Consider the following 14,185-nt stretch of genomic DNA (forward strand, 5'->3'; position numbering starts at 1 on the left):
GCGGGCGAGGTCGAAGGCGATTCACGCCCCTCTTCGCGGTTGCGGAAATGGGGGACCGAAGCCCGTTTGTCCAGTGCCGCGGATGGAATAGAGGCGTTCCTGGCCGATCGCGGCTTCGAACGCATGCCGTGGCTGGCCGTGGCGATGCTGACGGGCATCGGGCTATGGTTCATCCTGCCGGGGCCGGGCGAATGGCTGATCGCCATCGGCCTGTGCGGCGTGATGGCAGGATTGTCGCTGGTGCGGCTGGAGGGCGACCGGCATGCGCTGCTGCGCAATGCGGCGACCGGTCTGGCGCTGATGCTGGCTGCCGGGATCGTGCTGGTCTGGGCTCGCTCGACCCTGATCGGCGCGCAGCCCATCAGCGGGCCAAGGGTCGCGGTGGTGGAAGCGATCGTGCTCGAGCGCGAGGAGCAGCCCGCGCGCGAACGCGTCAGGCTGATCGTCGCGACCCGCGATCCGCTGGACCAGATACCGATCAGGGCGCGGCTGAACGTACCGGCGGAGATGGACGACCCGGCGCTGGTGGCAGGATCGAAGTTCCGCGCCAAGATCCGCCTGACCCCGCCCCAGCGTGCGGCGGTGCCGGGCGGCTATGACTTTGCGCAGTCGGCCTGGTTCGACGGGCTTGCTGCATCGGGATCGGTTCTGGAACCCCCCATCGTTACTGGCCTCGCGGGCGGGGCAAGCGGCTGGCGCAGCGAGCTTGCCGCCCATGTCCGGCAGCAGGTCGGGCAGTATGGCGGCGCGGCATCGGCTGCGATCGCAGCGACGCTGATCACCGGCGACCGCGGCGCCATCCCCGAAGCCGACGCGCAGGCGATGCGCGATTCCGGATTGGCGCATATGCTGTCCATCAGCGGGCTTCACGTGGGTGCGATCGTGGCGATTGCGTGGCTTCTGGTGGTCAGGGTGGGCGCTTTGTTCCCCTGGCTTGCCCTGCGAGTGCGGCTCCCGTTGGCGGCAGCGGGGTCGGGCGCGCTGGCGGGGATCGGTTATACGCTGATGACAGGAGCCGCGCTGCCGACGGTGCGGGCCTGTCTGGCTGCGCTGCTGGTCGTGGCCGCGCTGTCTCTCGGGCGGCAGGCGCTGTCACTCAGGCTGATCGCGCTGGCCGCGATGACGGTGATGCTGTTCTGGCCCGAAGCGGTCATCGGCCCCTCGTTCCAGCTGAGCTTTGCCGCGGTGACGGCTATCGTCGCATTCCACAACAGCCGCTTGGTCGAGTGGCTGAAGGAGCAGCGGGGCGAGGGACAACTGGCGCGCTGGGCCCATGCCGGCCTGCTGCTGTTCCTGACGGGCCTGATCGTCGAGGCTGCGCTGAGCCCGCTGGTCCTGTTCCATTTCCAGCGGTCGAGCCTCTATGGATCGCTTGCCAATGTCGTCGCGATTCCGCTGATGACGGCGGTAACCCTGCCTGCGCTGACCGCGGGGCTGGTCTTCGATTTGCTGGGGGTTGGAGCGCCCCTTTGGTGGCTTTCGGCAAAGTCGCTCGACCTGACACTGGGTATTGCACACACGACGTCCTCGCTTCCCGGGTCGGTGCTGCAATTGCCGCAGGTCTCGCTTGTGGCGGCGCTGGCATGCGTCGCGGGCGCGTTCTGGCTGGCGCTGTGGTCGGGGCGGTTTCGGCTGTGGGGACTGCTGCCGCTGTCAATCGGAGTGTCCGCGCTCTTCCTTGCGCGCCCGGCCGACCTGCTGATCGAACAGAGCGGACGAAATGCCGCCATGCTGTCGGATGACGGCGAATTATACCTTCTGCGCACCAGCACGAGTTTCGCAGCGGACGCGATGGTGGAGGCGATGGGCAAGACGCCGAAGGACGGTGAACCGTTCAGCGAATTTCCCGAATGGCCCGGGGCGCGCTGCAACGGCGATTTCTGTCAGCTTCAGGCGCAGGGCAGGACCCTGCTTGTCGCCCAGCGACCCGTGGACGTACCATATGGCCCGCTGGTCGCCGCCTGCGCGCGGGCCGATATCGTGATTTCCAGCAGGCGGCTCCCCGCGGATTGCCGGCCGTCCATGTTGAAGGCCGACGGCAGCCTGCTGTCGCGCCGCGGCGGGCTGGCCGTCGATCTGGAAAGCGGCTCCTACCGGGCGGTCAGGCCCGAAGGCGACAGCCACGGATGGTAGGCCGCGGGGTGCGGCGTTCAGTGATAGCGGCGCAGCAGTCCGGCAAGCCGGCCCTGGACCTGCACTTCCGACGGATCGTAGGTCTGCGCCTCATACGACGCATTCGCAGGATCGAGCCGGACCATGCCGTTCACGCGGCGGAGGTATTTCAGCGTCGCTTCCTCACCGCGGACCAGCGCAACGATGATCTCGCCGTCTCGCGCCGTGTCGGTGCGGCGCACCAGCGCATAATCGCCATCGAAGATGCCGGCCTCGATCATGGAATCGCCGGAAACTTCCAGCGCATAATACTCCCCGCTTCCCAGCAAGGCAGCGGGAACGGGCAGCATCCGCGAATCCTCCAGCGCCTCGATCGGGACGCCGGCGGCGATGCGGCCATGCAGCGGAATTTCAATCACGTCGCTCGATACGCCGGGCTGCGGGGCAAGGCGCTTGAATTCGACGACATTGTCGGGTTTGGCCGGCGCGGATTTCGCCCGGGCGGTGCCGGTCACATCGTCCGGCTGGCGGATCACCTCAAGCGCGCGGGCACGGTTCGGCAAGCGGCGGATGAAGCCGCGTTCCTCCAGCGCCGAGATCAGGCGATGCACGCCCGACTTCGACTTCAAGTCGAGGGCTTCCTTCATTTCCTCGAACGAGGGGGAAATTCCGCTATCCTCAAGCCGTTGCTGGATGAAGATCAGCAATTCGTGCTGTTTGCGCGTAAGCATGGCCGTATCCTGTTCCGCCTTGCGCCCAGCGGCGCGAACGAATACGGAACAATTAAGCAACATCGGAACACGCGTCAACCCATGTTAACGCAATAATGCGTCAGTTTCTGTTGCGCGGCGCCAGCGGAATGACCCGAACGACATCGCCGGTTTTCACTTCCGCCGTTTCCGCAGGGCGCAGGATCAGCGCATCGGCTTCGGCCAGAGGCGTCAGTGCAGCGCTGTCCTGCAAAGCCAGCGGCATCACGCCCAGATCGGTGAACGCTGCGCGCAGGAATTCCGTCCTTTTCCCGGTCGCTGGCAGATCCCCCAGGCAGAACGCGGGCTGCATCGCGGGCAAGGGCGACCGGTCGCCCATCAGCGCGCGGGCGATCGGCTGCGCGAAGAGATGCGCGGTCACGAAACTGGAGACCGGATTGCCGGGCAGGCCGATAACCAGCTGTCTACCGAGACGAGCGACCAGGATCGGCTTGCCAGGCTTGATCGCGACGCGCCAGAAGTCGATCTTGGCGCCCATCTCCTCCAGCACCGGCAAGACGAGGTCGTGATCGCCCACCGATGCGCCGCCGCTGGTGACGATCATGTGCGCGTTCTTCGCCTGCTCGAAAGCGGCGCGCAGCGCGTCGCGGCGGTCGGGTACGGGGCCATGGCTTTCGATTTCGCAGCCGAGGTCGGTGAACAATGCGCCCAGCATGGCGCCATTGCTGGCGGGGATCGCGCCGGGAGGCAGGTCCTCGCCCGCGGGTCTCAATTCGTCGCCACCCTCGATCACCGCGACGCTGGCTTTTTCATGCACTGAAAGCCTGCCGTGTCCCGCCGTGATCGCCAGCGCCAGCCGAGCGGGCGTCAACCTTTCCCCAGCGCGCGCAATGATGTCGCCCTGCGCGAAGTCGAGCCCGCGGGGGCGGATATGCCGGCCGAGCGGTTCGGGAGGATCGCCGTCGAAGAACAGCCTGCTTCCTTCGGCGCGGCAGTCTTCCTGCACGGCGACCATGTCGGCACCGCCCGGAACGACCGCGCCGGTCGCGATGCGAACGGCCTGCCGGGGTCCGACCGTGCCCTGGAACGGGTGTCCTGCGGCGCTTTCGCCGACGATGTCCCAAGGGCCTGGCATGTCGACTTGCCGCAGGGCATAGCCATCCATCGCCGACATCGGATCGGGCGGCTGAGATCGCAGCGCCGCGACATCACTGGCGAGCCACCGACCGGCTGCCTCTCCGATCGGCAATTCCACGGCGGGCAGCGGCTGCGCCATCGCGAGAAGGCGTCGCTGCGCTTCCTCGAGCCCCAGCAGCCAGCTTGCCGTCAAAGCTCCAGATCCTCATGCCCCGCGGCGCGCCAGCGGCCCGACTTGCCGCCATCCTTGGCGATCAGTCGGATCCCGCCGATGACCATGCCCTTGTCGAGCGCCTTGGCCATGTCATAGATCGTGATCAGCGCCACCGAGACGGCAGTGATCGCTTCCATCTCGACCCCCGTCTTCGCCTCGATAGAGGCAGTGGCGGTGGCATGGATCGAGCCATGCTCGAAGGTGAAATCGACGTTTACCGCGTCGATGGGCAGCGGATGGCACAAAGGGACGAGCTCGCCCGTCTTCTTGGCCGCCATGATGCCCGCGATGCGTGCCGTGGCCAGCACATCGCCCTTTTTCACGCTGCCTTCGCGGATTGCCTGCAGGGCTTCATCGGACATGGCGATGCTGCCGCCGGCGACCGCGGTGCGGCGGGCGGGGGTCTTGCCTCCCACGTCGACCATGCGCGCGGTGCCGCTTTCGTCCAGATGGGTGAGCTTGCTGGTCAACGAATCATGCCCATCGAGCCGGGCCCATCGAACCGGGCAGTCCCGCCATACGCGGCAGGCCAAGCAGGTCGCGCGTCGCCGTCGTCACGTCGCGCTGCCGCATGAGGCTCTCGCCCACTAGGAAACAGCGTACGCCCGCCATGTCGCAGATGGCCTGGACATCGTCATGATCCGCTATGCCGCTTTCGCTGACCAGCAGCGCGTCCGGCGGGGCAAGCGGGGCGAGGCGGGCCGTGGCGGCGATATCGGTGGTAAAGGTGCGCAAATCGCGATTGTTGACCCCGATCAGCCCCGAGCGCAGCCGGTGCGAGCGCTCCATCTCGGCCTCGTCGTGCACCTCGACCAGCACGTCCATGTGCGCGTCGATGGCGGCAGCCTCGATCTCGGCCGCCAGACAATCGTCCAGCGCGGCGAGGATGATGAGGATCGCGTCCGCCCCGATCGCGCGCGCTTCGGTCACCTGCCATGGATCGACCATGAAATCCTTGCGCAACACCGGCAGCGTGCAGGCGGCGCGGGCGGCGACCAGATAATCCTCATGCCCCTGAAAATGCGGGGCATCGGTCAGCACCGACAGGCAGGCGGCGCCGCCGGTGGCATATTCGCGCGCATGTTCTGGCGGGTCGAAATCCTGCCGAATCAATCCCTTGGAAGGCGAAGCTTTCTTGATTTCCGCGATCAGCCCAAAGCCGCGGCGCGAAGCCTGCTCAAGCCTATGCGCGAAACCGCGGGGCGCTTCCTGCGCCCGCGCCAGCACTTCCAGGTCGCGCAGAGAGCGCTGCTTCTTGCGCGCCGCGACTTCCTCGCGCTTGACGTTGCAGATCTCGAGCAGCCGGTCGCTCATGGGCATGTCCCCGAATTGACGGTCCTGATCCAGCAATCGAGGAGCGCCTTGGCCAGACCCTTGTCGATCGCCTCGGCAGCTTCCTCGGCGCCCTCATACAGCGTGCGCGCTTCGCCTGCCACGATCAGCGCAGCGGCGGCATTGAGAACGACCGCGTCGCGGTAGGCGCCCTCGGCCCCTGCCAACAAATCGCGCAAGGCCGCCGCGTTGTAATCGGCATCCCCGCCCCTGATCGCTTCCAGCGGGTGGAAGGGCAGGCCTGCATCCTCGGGCGTCACTTCATCGGGAAAATCGAAGCCGATTGCGGCTGTCCGGCTGGGCCCGGCGATCGAAAGTTCGTCCAGCCCCTCATGTCCCGACACCACCAGCGCCCGCTCGGTCCCCAAATCGCGCATCGCCTGCGCATAGAGAGGAACGAGAGCTGGGCTTGCGACGCCGACCAGCTGGCGGGTCACGCCCGCCGGATTGGCCAGCGGGCCGGTCAGGTTGAAGATCGTGCGCCGTCCCAGCGCCCGGCGGATCGGCGCGATCCGGGCCAGCGCGGGATGATGCGACTGGGCGAAGAGAAAGGCGATAGACAGGTCGGGCAATGTCGCAGCCGCCATTGCACCTGCCTTGCCCAGGTCCAGGCCAAGGCTTTCCAGCGTATCAGCACCGCCCGCCTTGCTGCTGGCCGCGCGATTGCCATGTTTCGCCACCGGAACGCCGCATGCCGCCACCACCAGCGCCACCGCGGTCGACACGTTGAGCGAATGCTGGCCGTCCCCGCCGGTGCCGCAAACGTCGATGGAGAGCGCAGGCGCGGGAACGGGCTTCATCCGTGCCCGCATCGCGCGGACGGCCCCGGCGATTTCCTCCGCCGTTTCGCCACGTTCGGCCATCGAGACCAGAGCGTCGGCAATGGCGTCATCCGGCATTTCGCCGTCGAGCATCCTGCCGACCAGCGCCTCGGCCTCGTCGATGGTCAGGCCCGTCGATGCCATCATGCAACGACTGCCTGCTCGGCGGGAAGCGTCGCCTCGATCCCGCAGAGTTCGAGGAAATTGGCCAGCATCGCGTGGCCGTGCTGGGTGGCGATGCTTTCGGGATGGAACTGCACCCCGTGGATCGGCAGGCTTTCGTGCCGGAAGCCCATCGCGTGGGTGCCGTCCTCGGCCGGGCGCGGCGTGCTGGCGTTGATGGTCAGGCAGGCCGGCACATCCTCGACCACCAGCGAATGATAGCGTGTCGCGGTGAAGGGCGAGGGCAACCCCTTGAACACGCCCGTCCCGTCATGATCGACGGGCGAGGTCTTGCCGTGCATCAACCCGCCGCGCACGACCGTTCCGCCGAAATACTGCCCGATCGCCTGATGGCCCAGGCACACGCCCAGCAGCGGACTTCCTGCATCGGCGCAAGCACCCACCAGGTCCAGGCTGACTCCCGCCTCGTTTGGCGTGCAGGGCCCGGGCGAGATCAGAAAACCCCTGGCGCCCGAAGCCAGTGCTTCTGCCGCGGTGATCGCATCGTTGCGCACCACGTCCACCTTCGCGCCCATTTCCATCAGGTAGTGGACGAGGTTCCAGGTGAAGCTGTCGTAATTGTCGATGACGAGGATCATGGTGCCCGCCTTTGCGCGTGAATATTATCGAGATCAAGTCGCCCGAAGGGGTGGGACGGACGGAACGGGGTGCGGCGTTATTGCCCGTAGCCCGCTTCGCCGGCCAGTTTCAGCGCTTCCTTCGCCGCGGCGAGCAGGGCACCGGCCTTCGCCTCGCACTCGCGCTGTTCGTAGGCCGGGTCGGAATCGGCGACGATCCCGGCGCCTGCCTGCACATGCATCATGCCGTCCTTTACCACCGCGGTGCGCAGAACGATGCAGCTGTCCACCGACCCGTCCGGCGCGAAATAGCCGACACCGCCCGCATAGGCGCCGCGGGTTTCCGGCTCCAGCTCGGCGATGACCTGGCAGGCGCGTACCTTGGGCGCGCCGCTGACCGTGCCAGCGGGGAAGCCCGCGAACATCGCGTCGATCGCATCGGCATGGTTCGCCAGTTCGCCCACCACGTTCGAGACGATGTGCATGACATGGCTGTAATGTTCGACGGTGTAGCTTTCGGTCACCTTGACCGTGCCGGGACGTGCGACGCGGCCCACGTCGTTGCGGCCCAGGTCGAGCAGCATCAGGTGCTCGGCGCGTTCCTTGGGGTCGGCCAGCAGGCTTTCGCGGTTCGCGTGGTCCTCATCGGCATCCTTGCCGCGCGGGCGGGTGCCCGCGATGGGGCGGATGGTCACTTCGGGCCCGCCTTCGCCGCCGCCGCGCACCCGCACCAGGATCTCGGGGCTGGAGCCCGTCAGTGCAAAACCGGGCAGGTCGAGGAAATAGAGAAAGGGCGACGGGTTCACTCGCCGCAGCGCGCGATAGAGCGCCAGCGGAGGCAGCGGGAAGGGGCAGGTAAAGCGCTGCGCCAGCACGACCTGGAAGATGTCGCCCGCGGTGATGTATTCCTTCGCCGCCAGCACCATTTCGCCGTAGCGCCCCTTGGGCAATTGCGGGGTCAGCGCAGCTTCGGGCTGATCGTTCAGGAGCACGGGTGCCGAGAGCCGCGCGCCTTGCAGCGCGGCAAGGCAGCCCTCGATCCGATCGGCGGCGGCGGCCACCGCATCGTCGGGCTTTGCATCCGACGGCCATACCGGCGCGACGCAGAACAAGGTGTCCTTCAGCCTGTCGAACACCAGGATCAGCGTCGGCCGGGTGAAGATCATGTCCGGCAGGTCCAGCGGATTGGGCGCCGGGCGGTCGATCTTCTCGACCAGACCGATCGTCTCGTAACCGAAATAGCCGACCAGGCAGGCGAGCGCGGGCGGCAGTTCCGCGGGCACGTCGAACCGGCAATTGGCCGCCAGCGCGCGCAGCGCGGTAAGCGGCTCGTCGTCGAGGCGCACGAAAGCCTCGCGGTCATGCCGCCAGTCGCGGTTGACCTCGGCCTCGGTCCCGCGTGCGCGAAACACCAGGTCGGGGTCCAGCCCGACCAGCGAATAGCGCCCGCGAATCTCGCCCCCCTCGACCGATTCGAGCAGGAAGTCGCCGCGGCCCGGTTCGATCAGCTTGACCGCCGCGGCCACCGGAGTCTCGCAATCGGCGATCACCTTGCGCCATACGACGCCCGCGCGCCCCGCGCGCAGGTGGCTGGCGGCAAGGGCGTCGCGGTCGCGATCCGCCTGGTGGGGGGCAGTGGATTCGAGCATGAGGGGCCGTTCGATCAGTTGCTCTGCGGCGCGAGCTGGTCGCGCACCGCCGCGATGGCATTGTCGTTGCGCTTCACCGGCACTTCGCGCGCGATGGCAAGGCGCAGCTGGTCGACCAGCTCCTGCTGGCGCAGGTTCGACAACTCGGCCTGGGTCTGGGCGATGATTGGATCGTCGTTCGCGATTTCAGGCACGTCGATGCTGTCGAGCGAGACGATGAACCAGCCGAGCCCGTTGGGCGCTTCCAGTCGCTTGGCGGTATCGGGCGCCATGGTGAACATCAGCGCAAGCGGCGGCGCGATGCCGCGCTGCTGGCGCTGGGCCAAGAGCTGGCGGCGCGTCAGGTCGATCTGGTCGATCGGCGGCGTGCGGATGTCGAGCGCCGCCAGCGCTTCGGACAGGCTCTTGCCGCTGCGGATCGCGGCCAGCACCTTGTCGGACGCGGCCTTGGCCTGCTTCGATCCCTGTTCAAGCTTGTAGTCGCGGGTCAGTGCCTGCTCGATCTCCTCGAACGGCGGGGGCGCGGCGCGGCTCACTTCGCCGGGCGCGAAAATGACATAGCTCTGCCCGTCGATGCCCGGAGCGATCTGGGCATCGCCGCCCGGCTGCATCGCGAAGGCGGTCTGCGCCAGCCGTGCCTCGGACGGATCGACCGTGCCTTCGCCGAACACGCTGCCGTCTTCCAGCAGCGGCGGCGTGGTCGATATTTCGGTACCCAGCGAACCCGCGACATCGGTAAGGCTCGCGCCGGATTGCAGCCGGTCCTCGATCTCGGTGGCGCGGTCGGCAAGCAGGGTGCGGGTCTTTTCCTCGCGAATGACCTCCGCCAGTTCGCCGCGCACATCGGCCAGGCTGCGTTCCGGGACCGACCGCACATTGCCGACGCGGATCAAATAATAGCCAAGCGGCCCGCGCACGGGGCCGACGATGCTGCCGGGCTGCGCGCCATAGACCGCCGCCGCTACCTCGGGCGTTGAGGTAGAGGCAAGCTGCTGGCGGCTGGTCGCGGTGACGGTGTTCGTCTCAAGCCCCTGCCGTTCGGCTACCGCGCGCAGTTGCGAGGGCGAGGTGACCTGCTGGCGCAGCGCGCTGGCGGCCGCTTCGGTGGGGACGATCAGCTGCTCGATCTCGCGCTCCTCGCGCGCGGCGTATTGGCTGGCGTTCGCGCGGAAGCGTTCGGCGATCTCGGCATCCGTCGCGTTGACGGCGTCGCCCAGCACGTCCGGCCCAAAGCTGGCATAGCGGATCGTGCGGCGTTCCGGCAGCATGTAGCGTTCGCGATTGGCGGCGAGATATTTCCTCAGCACCGCATCGTCCACCGGGCCCTCGTCGACGAAGGCGGGGCTGGGGATCAGCGTCACCGCGCCGTGGCGAGCCTCGTTCAGAAGGCCGGCATAGCGGCGCGCGATCCCGGCAGGCGCGGTGTCGCCATAGGTCGCGGGCACGAGCAGCATGCGCGAGACGAGGCCCTGGGCGATGTCGTCGCGGACCATCTGGTCCGACAGGCCGCGGCGGCCGACCGCCTGGTCGTACAGATCCTGGCTGAACTTGCCGTCGGGACCCTGGAACGCGGGCATCTGGGCAAGTTCGCTTCCCACCAGCGATTCGCCGACCCGCATCCCGCCCGACAGGCCGAAATCGTACAGCGCATTGCGCGCGATCATCTGGTCGAGCAGATCGTCCAGCGCCCCGGCCTCGAGAAAATCCTCCATCGAGGCGGTGGGATTGTTCTGGCGCGCCTGTTCAAACGCGCTGCCCGCCGTGGTGCGCAGATCGGACGTGGTGATCTTCTGGTCGCCGACGGTCGCCACGCGTTCACCGCCCGCGATGCCGCCAAAGCCCGACCCGGTGATGTCGGCGCTGGCAAAGGCAAGCGCGATCAGCGCGACGAACCCCAACGTCAGCACAAGGCCGATCGGTGACTGGAATAGCTTGCGAAAACCCTGGATCATGTGAACTGGCAATCCGTTACGTGGCCCCGCGGGACCGAAATGTCGCATGGCCCCGCGATGCAGCGCGGGGTTGATGGCGCAGGGCTTTAGGCGGGTGATGGCCCGGCTGCAACACCGTCCCCGCAAAGCAGGCACGCCCGGTCGGCTACCGTTTTGACACAGGACGGTGCTTGGGCTAGCCGCCGCCGACCGGCAAGGCTATCGACCATGGCTGGAATCACCGATGTCATGTTCATAACAGCATCAACCTACAGGGCGGACGGGTAATCGATGGCACAACGCTGCTATGTGGTCGGAAACTGGAAAATGCACGGCATGCGCGCCGATCTCAGCGAAGCGCGCGCCATCGACCGGGCGTCCTTGCGCCTTCCCAAGGTAGAGGTGGCGATTGCGCCGCCCGCGACCCTGATCGCGACCTTGCGCGAAACGGTGACCCAGATCGGGGTCGGTGCGCAGAATTGCCACCGATCGGAAAAGGGCGCGCATACCGGGGACATATCCGCCCCGATGCTGCGCGAGGCGGGTGCGGATTTCGTCATCGTGGGCCATTCCGAACGCCGCGCCGATCACGGCGAGACCAATGACGACGTCAAGGCAAAGGCGGAAGCCGCGCAGGCGGTCGACCTTGGCGTGATCCTGTGCGTCGGCGAAAGCGAGGAACAGCGCGATTCGGGCGAGGCTGAGGAAATCGTCGCCCGCCAGCTGGCGGATTGCCTGCCCGCGTCGGCACAGCGGCTGTCCGTCGCCTATGAACCGATCTGGGCGATCGGCACCGGGCGCGTTCCCTCTGTCCAGGACGTGGGCACCATGCACAAATGGCTGCGCGCCGTGCTGATGGACCGCTATGGCGACGAGGGTAAGGAGATCCGCATTCTCTATGGCGGTTCGGTCAAGGGCGACAATGCCGCCGAACTGCTGTCCGTGCCCGAGGTCGGCGGCGCGCTTGTGGGCGGCGCAAGCCTGACCGCCGACGGCTTCGTGCCGATCATCGCCGCCGCTTCCGCGCTCGACGAGGGGTGAGGACGCAAACTTGCCAGACGGCCTGACTGCCGGTAAGAGCGCGGCGCGGGATCGCGGTGCCCTTGCACATGCAGCTACGGCCCACGATCTTCGCTGCCATCCTTTCTGACTGAATATCCGGATCAATCGATGTCGCTTTTCCTGTTTCTTACCATTGTCCAGGCGATTGTCGGCGCTGCGCTGGTCGGCGCGATCCTGATGCAGCAGTCCGAAGGCGGCGGCCTTGGCGTGGGCGGCAGCCCGTCCGGATTGATGAGCGCGCGCGGCGCTGCCAATTTCATGACCCGCGCGACCGGCATCCTTGCCGTGCTGTTCGTGGTGCTGTCGATCATCCTGGCCGCGCTTGCCGTCGAAACGACGCAGGGTAGCGACATCGATACCTCGCTCGATCGTTCGATCCCGGCCGTGGCACCCGATCCGCTGGCGCCCGCGGCACCTGCGGCGGCACCCGCTCCCGCAGGCGAGGGTGCTCCGGCGGCTGGCGGCGATCCGCTGGCCGGCGCGGCGGAATAAGCACCAGCGCTGGATCGCCTCGCAGGCCTCGTACCAGAATCATAAGCCGGGCCGGGGCGTTCGCTTGGCCCATCCATCCCATCGAAGAAAAGCGGCCGCAGGCTTCACACGAAGCTTGCCCCTTTTCGATTCTTTCGACTAAGGCCCACCTCCCATGGCGCGGTACATTTTCATCACCGGCGGCGTGGTCTCCTCGCTCGGCAAAGGTCTCATGGCGGCATCGCTCGCCGCCCTTCTGCAGGCGCGTGGCTACAAGGTCCGGATTCGCAAGTTCGATCCCTATCTCAATGTCGATCCGGGGACGATGAGCCCCTATCAGCACGGCGAGGTCTTCGTGACCGACGACGGGGCGGAAACCGACCTCGACCTTGGCCATTACGAGCGTTTCACCGGCGTTTCGGCGCATCAGGGCGACAACATCACGTCGGGCCGGATCTATCAGTCGATCATCGCCAAGGAGCGCCGCGGCGATTATCTGGGCGCGACCGTGCAGGTGATCCCGCACGTGACCGACGCGATCAAGGAATTCGCGCTGGCCGATACCGAGGGGCTGGATTTCGTCCTTTGCGAATTCGGCGGCACGGTCGGCGATATCGAGGGGCTGCCTTTCATCGAGGCGATTCGCCAGCTGCGCAACGAGCTGCCGCGCGAGCAGACCGCCGCGATCCACGTCACGCTGGTCCCCTATATCAAGGCCGCGGGCGAGCTTAAGACCAAGCCGACCCAGCACTCGGTGCGCGAGCTGACCAGCCTTGGCGTTCAGCCCGACCTGCTGCTGTGCCGCTGCGAACATCCGCTGCCCGACAGCGAGCGCCGCAAGATCGCGCAGTTCTGCAACGTGCGGACCGAGGCGGTCATTCCCGCGCTGGACGCCAGCAGCATCTATGCCGTCCCGCTGCAATATCATGCCGAGGGGCTGGACGCCGAAGTCCTGCGCCATTTCCGCATGGACGCCCCCGCGCCCGAGCTGTCGACGTGGCACGACATCGTCGACCGTTTCGAGCACCCCGAGGGCGAGGTCACGATCGGCGTGGTGGGCAAATATGTCGGTCTGCCCGACGCCTACAAGTCGCTGAACGAGGCGCTGGTCCACGGCGGCATGGCCAACCGCATCAAGGTCAACGTCAAGTGGATCGACGCCGAACTTTTCGAGCAGGACGAGGACGACATCGTCGCGCAGCTTGAACCGATGCACGGCATTCTGGTCCCCGGCGGGTTCGGCGAGCGGGGGAGCGAGGGCAAGATCTCCTCGGTCCGCTTCGCGCGCGAACGCAACGTGCCGTTCCTGGGCATCTGCCTCGGCATGCAGATGGCCTGCATCGAGGGCGCTCGCAACACGGCGGGCATAGCGGCTGCCAGCTCGACCGAGTTTGGCGAGACCAGCGAGCCGGTCGTGGGCATCATCACCGAATGGATGACGCCCGAAGGACTGGAAAAGCGCGCCGAGGGCGGCGATCTGGGGGGCACGATGCGGCTTGGCGCCTATGACGCAAAGCTGTCGGGCAACAGCCGCGTCGCCAATCTGTACGGCGGCACCGACATTTCCGAGCGCCACCGGCACCGCTACGAAGTCAATGTCGCCTATCGCGAGCCGCTGGAAAACGGCGGATTGCTGTTCTCGGGCATGTCGCCTGACGGCCTGCTGCCCGAAATCGTGGAGCGTCCCGACCATCCCTGGTTCATCGGCGTCCAGTTCCATCCCGAATACAAGAGCCGGCCGTTCGCGCCCCATCCGCTCTTCGCGGGCTTCATCCAGGCGGCGCTGGACCAGTCGCGTCTGGTCTGACCCCTTCTGCCGAACAGCACCGCAGTGGCGATTAAGGTTAGGATTTTAAGAAAAACCTTGCCATTGTTTGCGGTGAACGGTTAGCACCACAGCGACGGTGCAAGAAATGTTACACGCCGCGGCGCAACTGCGCATCGCGAATGTGTCGGGCCCTCAGGGTTGGGGAAGGGTCCGGTGTGATTGTAGCATGATTGCCTCG

12 protein-coding genes are annotated in these 14,185 nt (G+C 66.8%); 4 read left to right on the forward strand and 8 right to left on the reverse strand.

Annotation, left to right across the window (positions count from 1 at the left end; translation table 11 throughout):
- Positions 1 to 66: 66 nt before the first annotated feature.
- A complete protein-coding gene (locus A9D14_RS05385; RefSeq protein ID WP_198302052.1) occupies positions 67 to 2,133 on the forward strand; it encodes a ComEC/Rec2 family competence protein in 2,067 nt (688 codons plus the stop codon).
- A gap of 17 nt (positions 2,134 to 2,150) precedes the next feature.
- On the opposite strand, the gene lexA is transcribed toward A9D14_RS05385, so the two are convergent.
- The 8 genes from lexA to A9D14_RS05425 form a co-directional block, all read right to left on the reverse strand.
- Positions 2,151 to 2,843 carry a transcriptional repressor LexA gene (gene lexA / locus A9D14_RS05390; protein WP_066848361.1) on the reverse strand — a complete coding sequence of 231 codons (693 nt, stop codon included), beginning with the start codon at positions 2,841 to 2,843 and terminating at the stop codon, positions 2,151 to 2,153.
- A gap of 100 nt (positions 2,844 to 2,943) precedes the next feature.
- The gene (locus A9D14_RS05395) at positions 2,944 to 4,152 is read right to left on the reverse strand and encodes a molybdopterin molybdotransferase MoeA (protein WP_087910469.1); all 1,209 of its coding nucleotides are present in this window, start codon (positions 4,150 to 4,152) and stop codon (positions 2,944 to 2,946) included.
- On the reverse strand, positions 4,149 to 4,643 hold the full coding sequence (moaC, locus tag A9D14_RS05400) for a cyclic pyranopterin monophosphate synthase MoaC (RefSeq protein ID WP_083987664.1): 495 nt from the start codon (positions 4,641 to 4,643) through the stop codon (positions 4,149 to 4,151). Before moaC ends, A9D14_RS05395 begins: the two co-directional genes overlap by 4 nt.
- A gap of 4 nt (positions 4,644 to 4,647) precedes the next feature.
- A complete protein-coding gene (gene trpC / locus A9D14_RS05405; protein ID WP_066843699.1) occupies positions 4,648 to 5,487 on the reverse strand; it encodes an indole-3-glycerol phosphate synthase TrpC in 840 nt (279 codons plus the stop codon).
- Complete coding sequence (gene trpD / locus A9D14_RS05410) at positions 5,484 to 6,473, reverse strand: anthranilate phosphoribosyltransferase (protein ID WP_066843702.1); 990 nt, start codon at positions 6,471 to 6,473, stop codon at positions 5,484 to 5,486. Before trpD ends, trpC begins: the two co-directional genes overlap by 4 nt.
- Positions 6,470 to 7,087: an anthranilate synthase component II gene (locus A9D14_RS05415; RefSeq protein ID WP_066843705.1), complete on the reverse strand. Its 618-nt coding sequence runs from the start codon at positions 7,085 to 7,087 to the stop codon at positions 6,470 to 6,472. Before A9D14_RS05415 ends, trpD begins: the two co-directional genes overlap by 4 nt.
- Before the next feature lie 77 nt (positions 7,088 to 7,164).
- Positions 7,165 to 8,715, reverse strand: a complete 1,551-nt coding sequence (gene trpE / locus A9D14_RS05420) for an anthranilate synthase component I (protein ID WP_066843708.1) — start codon at positions 8,713 to 8,715, stop codon at positions 7,165 to 7,167.
- Between the two features lie 14 nt (positions 8,716 to 8,729).
- Complete coding sequence (locus A9D14_RS05425) at positions 8,730 to 10,667, reverse strand: peptidylprolyl isomerase (RefSeq protein WP_066843711.1); 1,938 nt, start codon at positions 10,665 to 10,667, stop codon at positions 8,730 to 8,732.
- 270 nt (positions 10,668 to 10,937) lie between these two features.
- Between A9D14_RS05425 and tpiA the strand changes: the two genes are divergently transcribed.
- The 3 genes from tpiA to A9D14_RS05440 all read left to right on the forward strand — a co-directional run bounded on the left by tpiA (position 10,938) and on the right by A9D14_RS05440 (position 13,986).
- Entirely contained in the window at positions 10,938 to 11,687 is a 750-nt protein-coding gene (gene tpiA, locus A9D14_RS05430; protein WP_066843713.1) for a triose-phosphate isomerase, read from the forward strand.
- A gap of 129 nt (positions 11,688 to 11,816) precedes the next feature.
- Entirely contained in the window at positions 11,817 to 12,200 is a 384-nt protein-coding gene (gene secG, locus A9D14_RS05435; RefSeq protein WP_066843716.1) for a preprotein translocase subunit SecG, read from the forward strand.
- Positions 12,201 to 12,354: 154 nt separating this feature from the next.
- Complete coding sequence (locus A9D14_RS05440) at positions 12,355 to 13,986, forward strand: CTP synthase (RefSeq protein WP_066843719.1); 1,632 nt, start codon at positions 12,355 to 12,357, stop codon at positions 13,984 to 13,986.
- The last annotated feature ends 199 nt before the right edge of the window (positions 13,987 to 14,185 follow it).

This window comes from Croceicoccus marinus (genome assembly GCF_001661675.2).
Classification (GTDB): Bacteria; Pseudomonadota; Alphaproteobacteria; order Sphingomonadales; family Sphingomonadaceae; genus Croceicoccus; species Croceicoccus marinus.

Excerpts from the sequence above, each read along its gene's own strand:
- trpE (WP_066843708.1), bottom strand. The coding sequence starts at position 8,715 with ATGCTCGAATCCACTGCCCCCCACCAGGCGGATCGCGACCGCGACGCC.
- A9D14_RS05440 (WP_066843719.1), top strand. The coding sequence starts at position 12,355 with ATGGCGCGGTACATTTTCATCACCGGCGGCGTGGTCTCCTCGCTCGGC.
- tpiA (WP_066843713.1), top strand. The coding sequence starts at position 10,938 with ATGGCACAACGCTGCTATGTGGTCGGAAACTGGAAAATGCACGGCATG.
- secG (WP_066843716.1), top strand. The coding sequence starts at position 11,817 with ATGTCGCTTTTCCTGTTTCTTACCATTGTCCAGGCGATTGTCGGCGCT.
- A9D14_RS05415 (WP_066843705.1), bottom strand. The coding sequence starts at position 7,087 with ATGATCCTCGTCATCGACAATTACGACAGCTTCACCTGGAACCTCGTC.
- trpD (WP_066843702.1), bottom strand. The coding sequence starts at position 6,473 with ATGATGGCATCGACGGGCCTGACCATCGACGAGGCCGAGGCGCTGGTC.
- A9D14_RS05425 (WP_066843711.1), bottom strand. The coding sequence starts at position 10,667 with ATGATCCAGGGTTTTCGCAAGCTATTCCAGTCACCGATCGGCCTTGTG.
- lexA (WP_066848361.1), bottom strand. The coding sequence starts at position 2,843 with ATGCTTACGCGCAAACAGCACGAATTGCTGATCTTCATCCAGCAACGG.
- trpC (WP_066843699.1), bottom strand. The coding sequence starts at position 5,487 with ATGAGCGACCGGCTGCTCGAGATCTGCAACGTCAAGCGCGAGGAAGTC.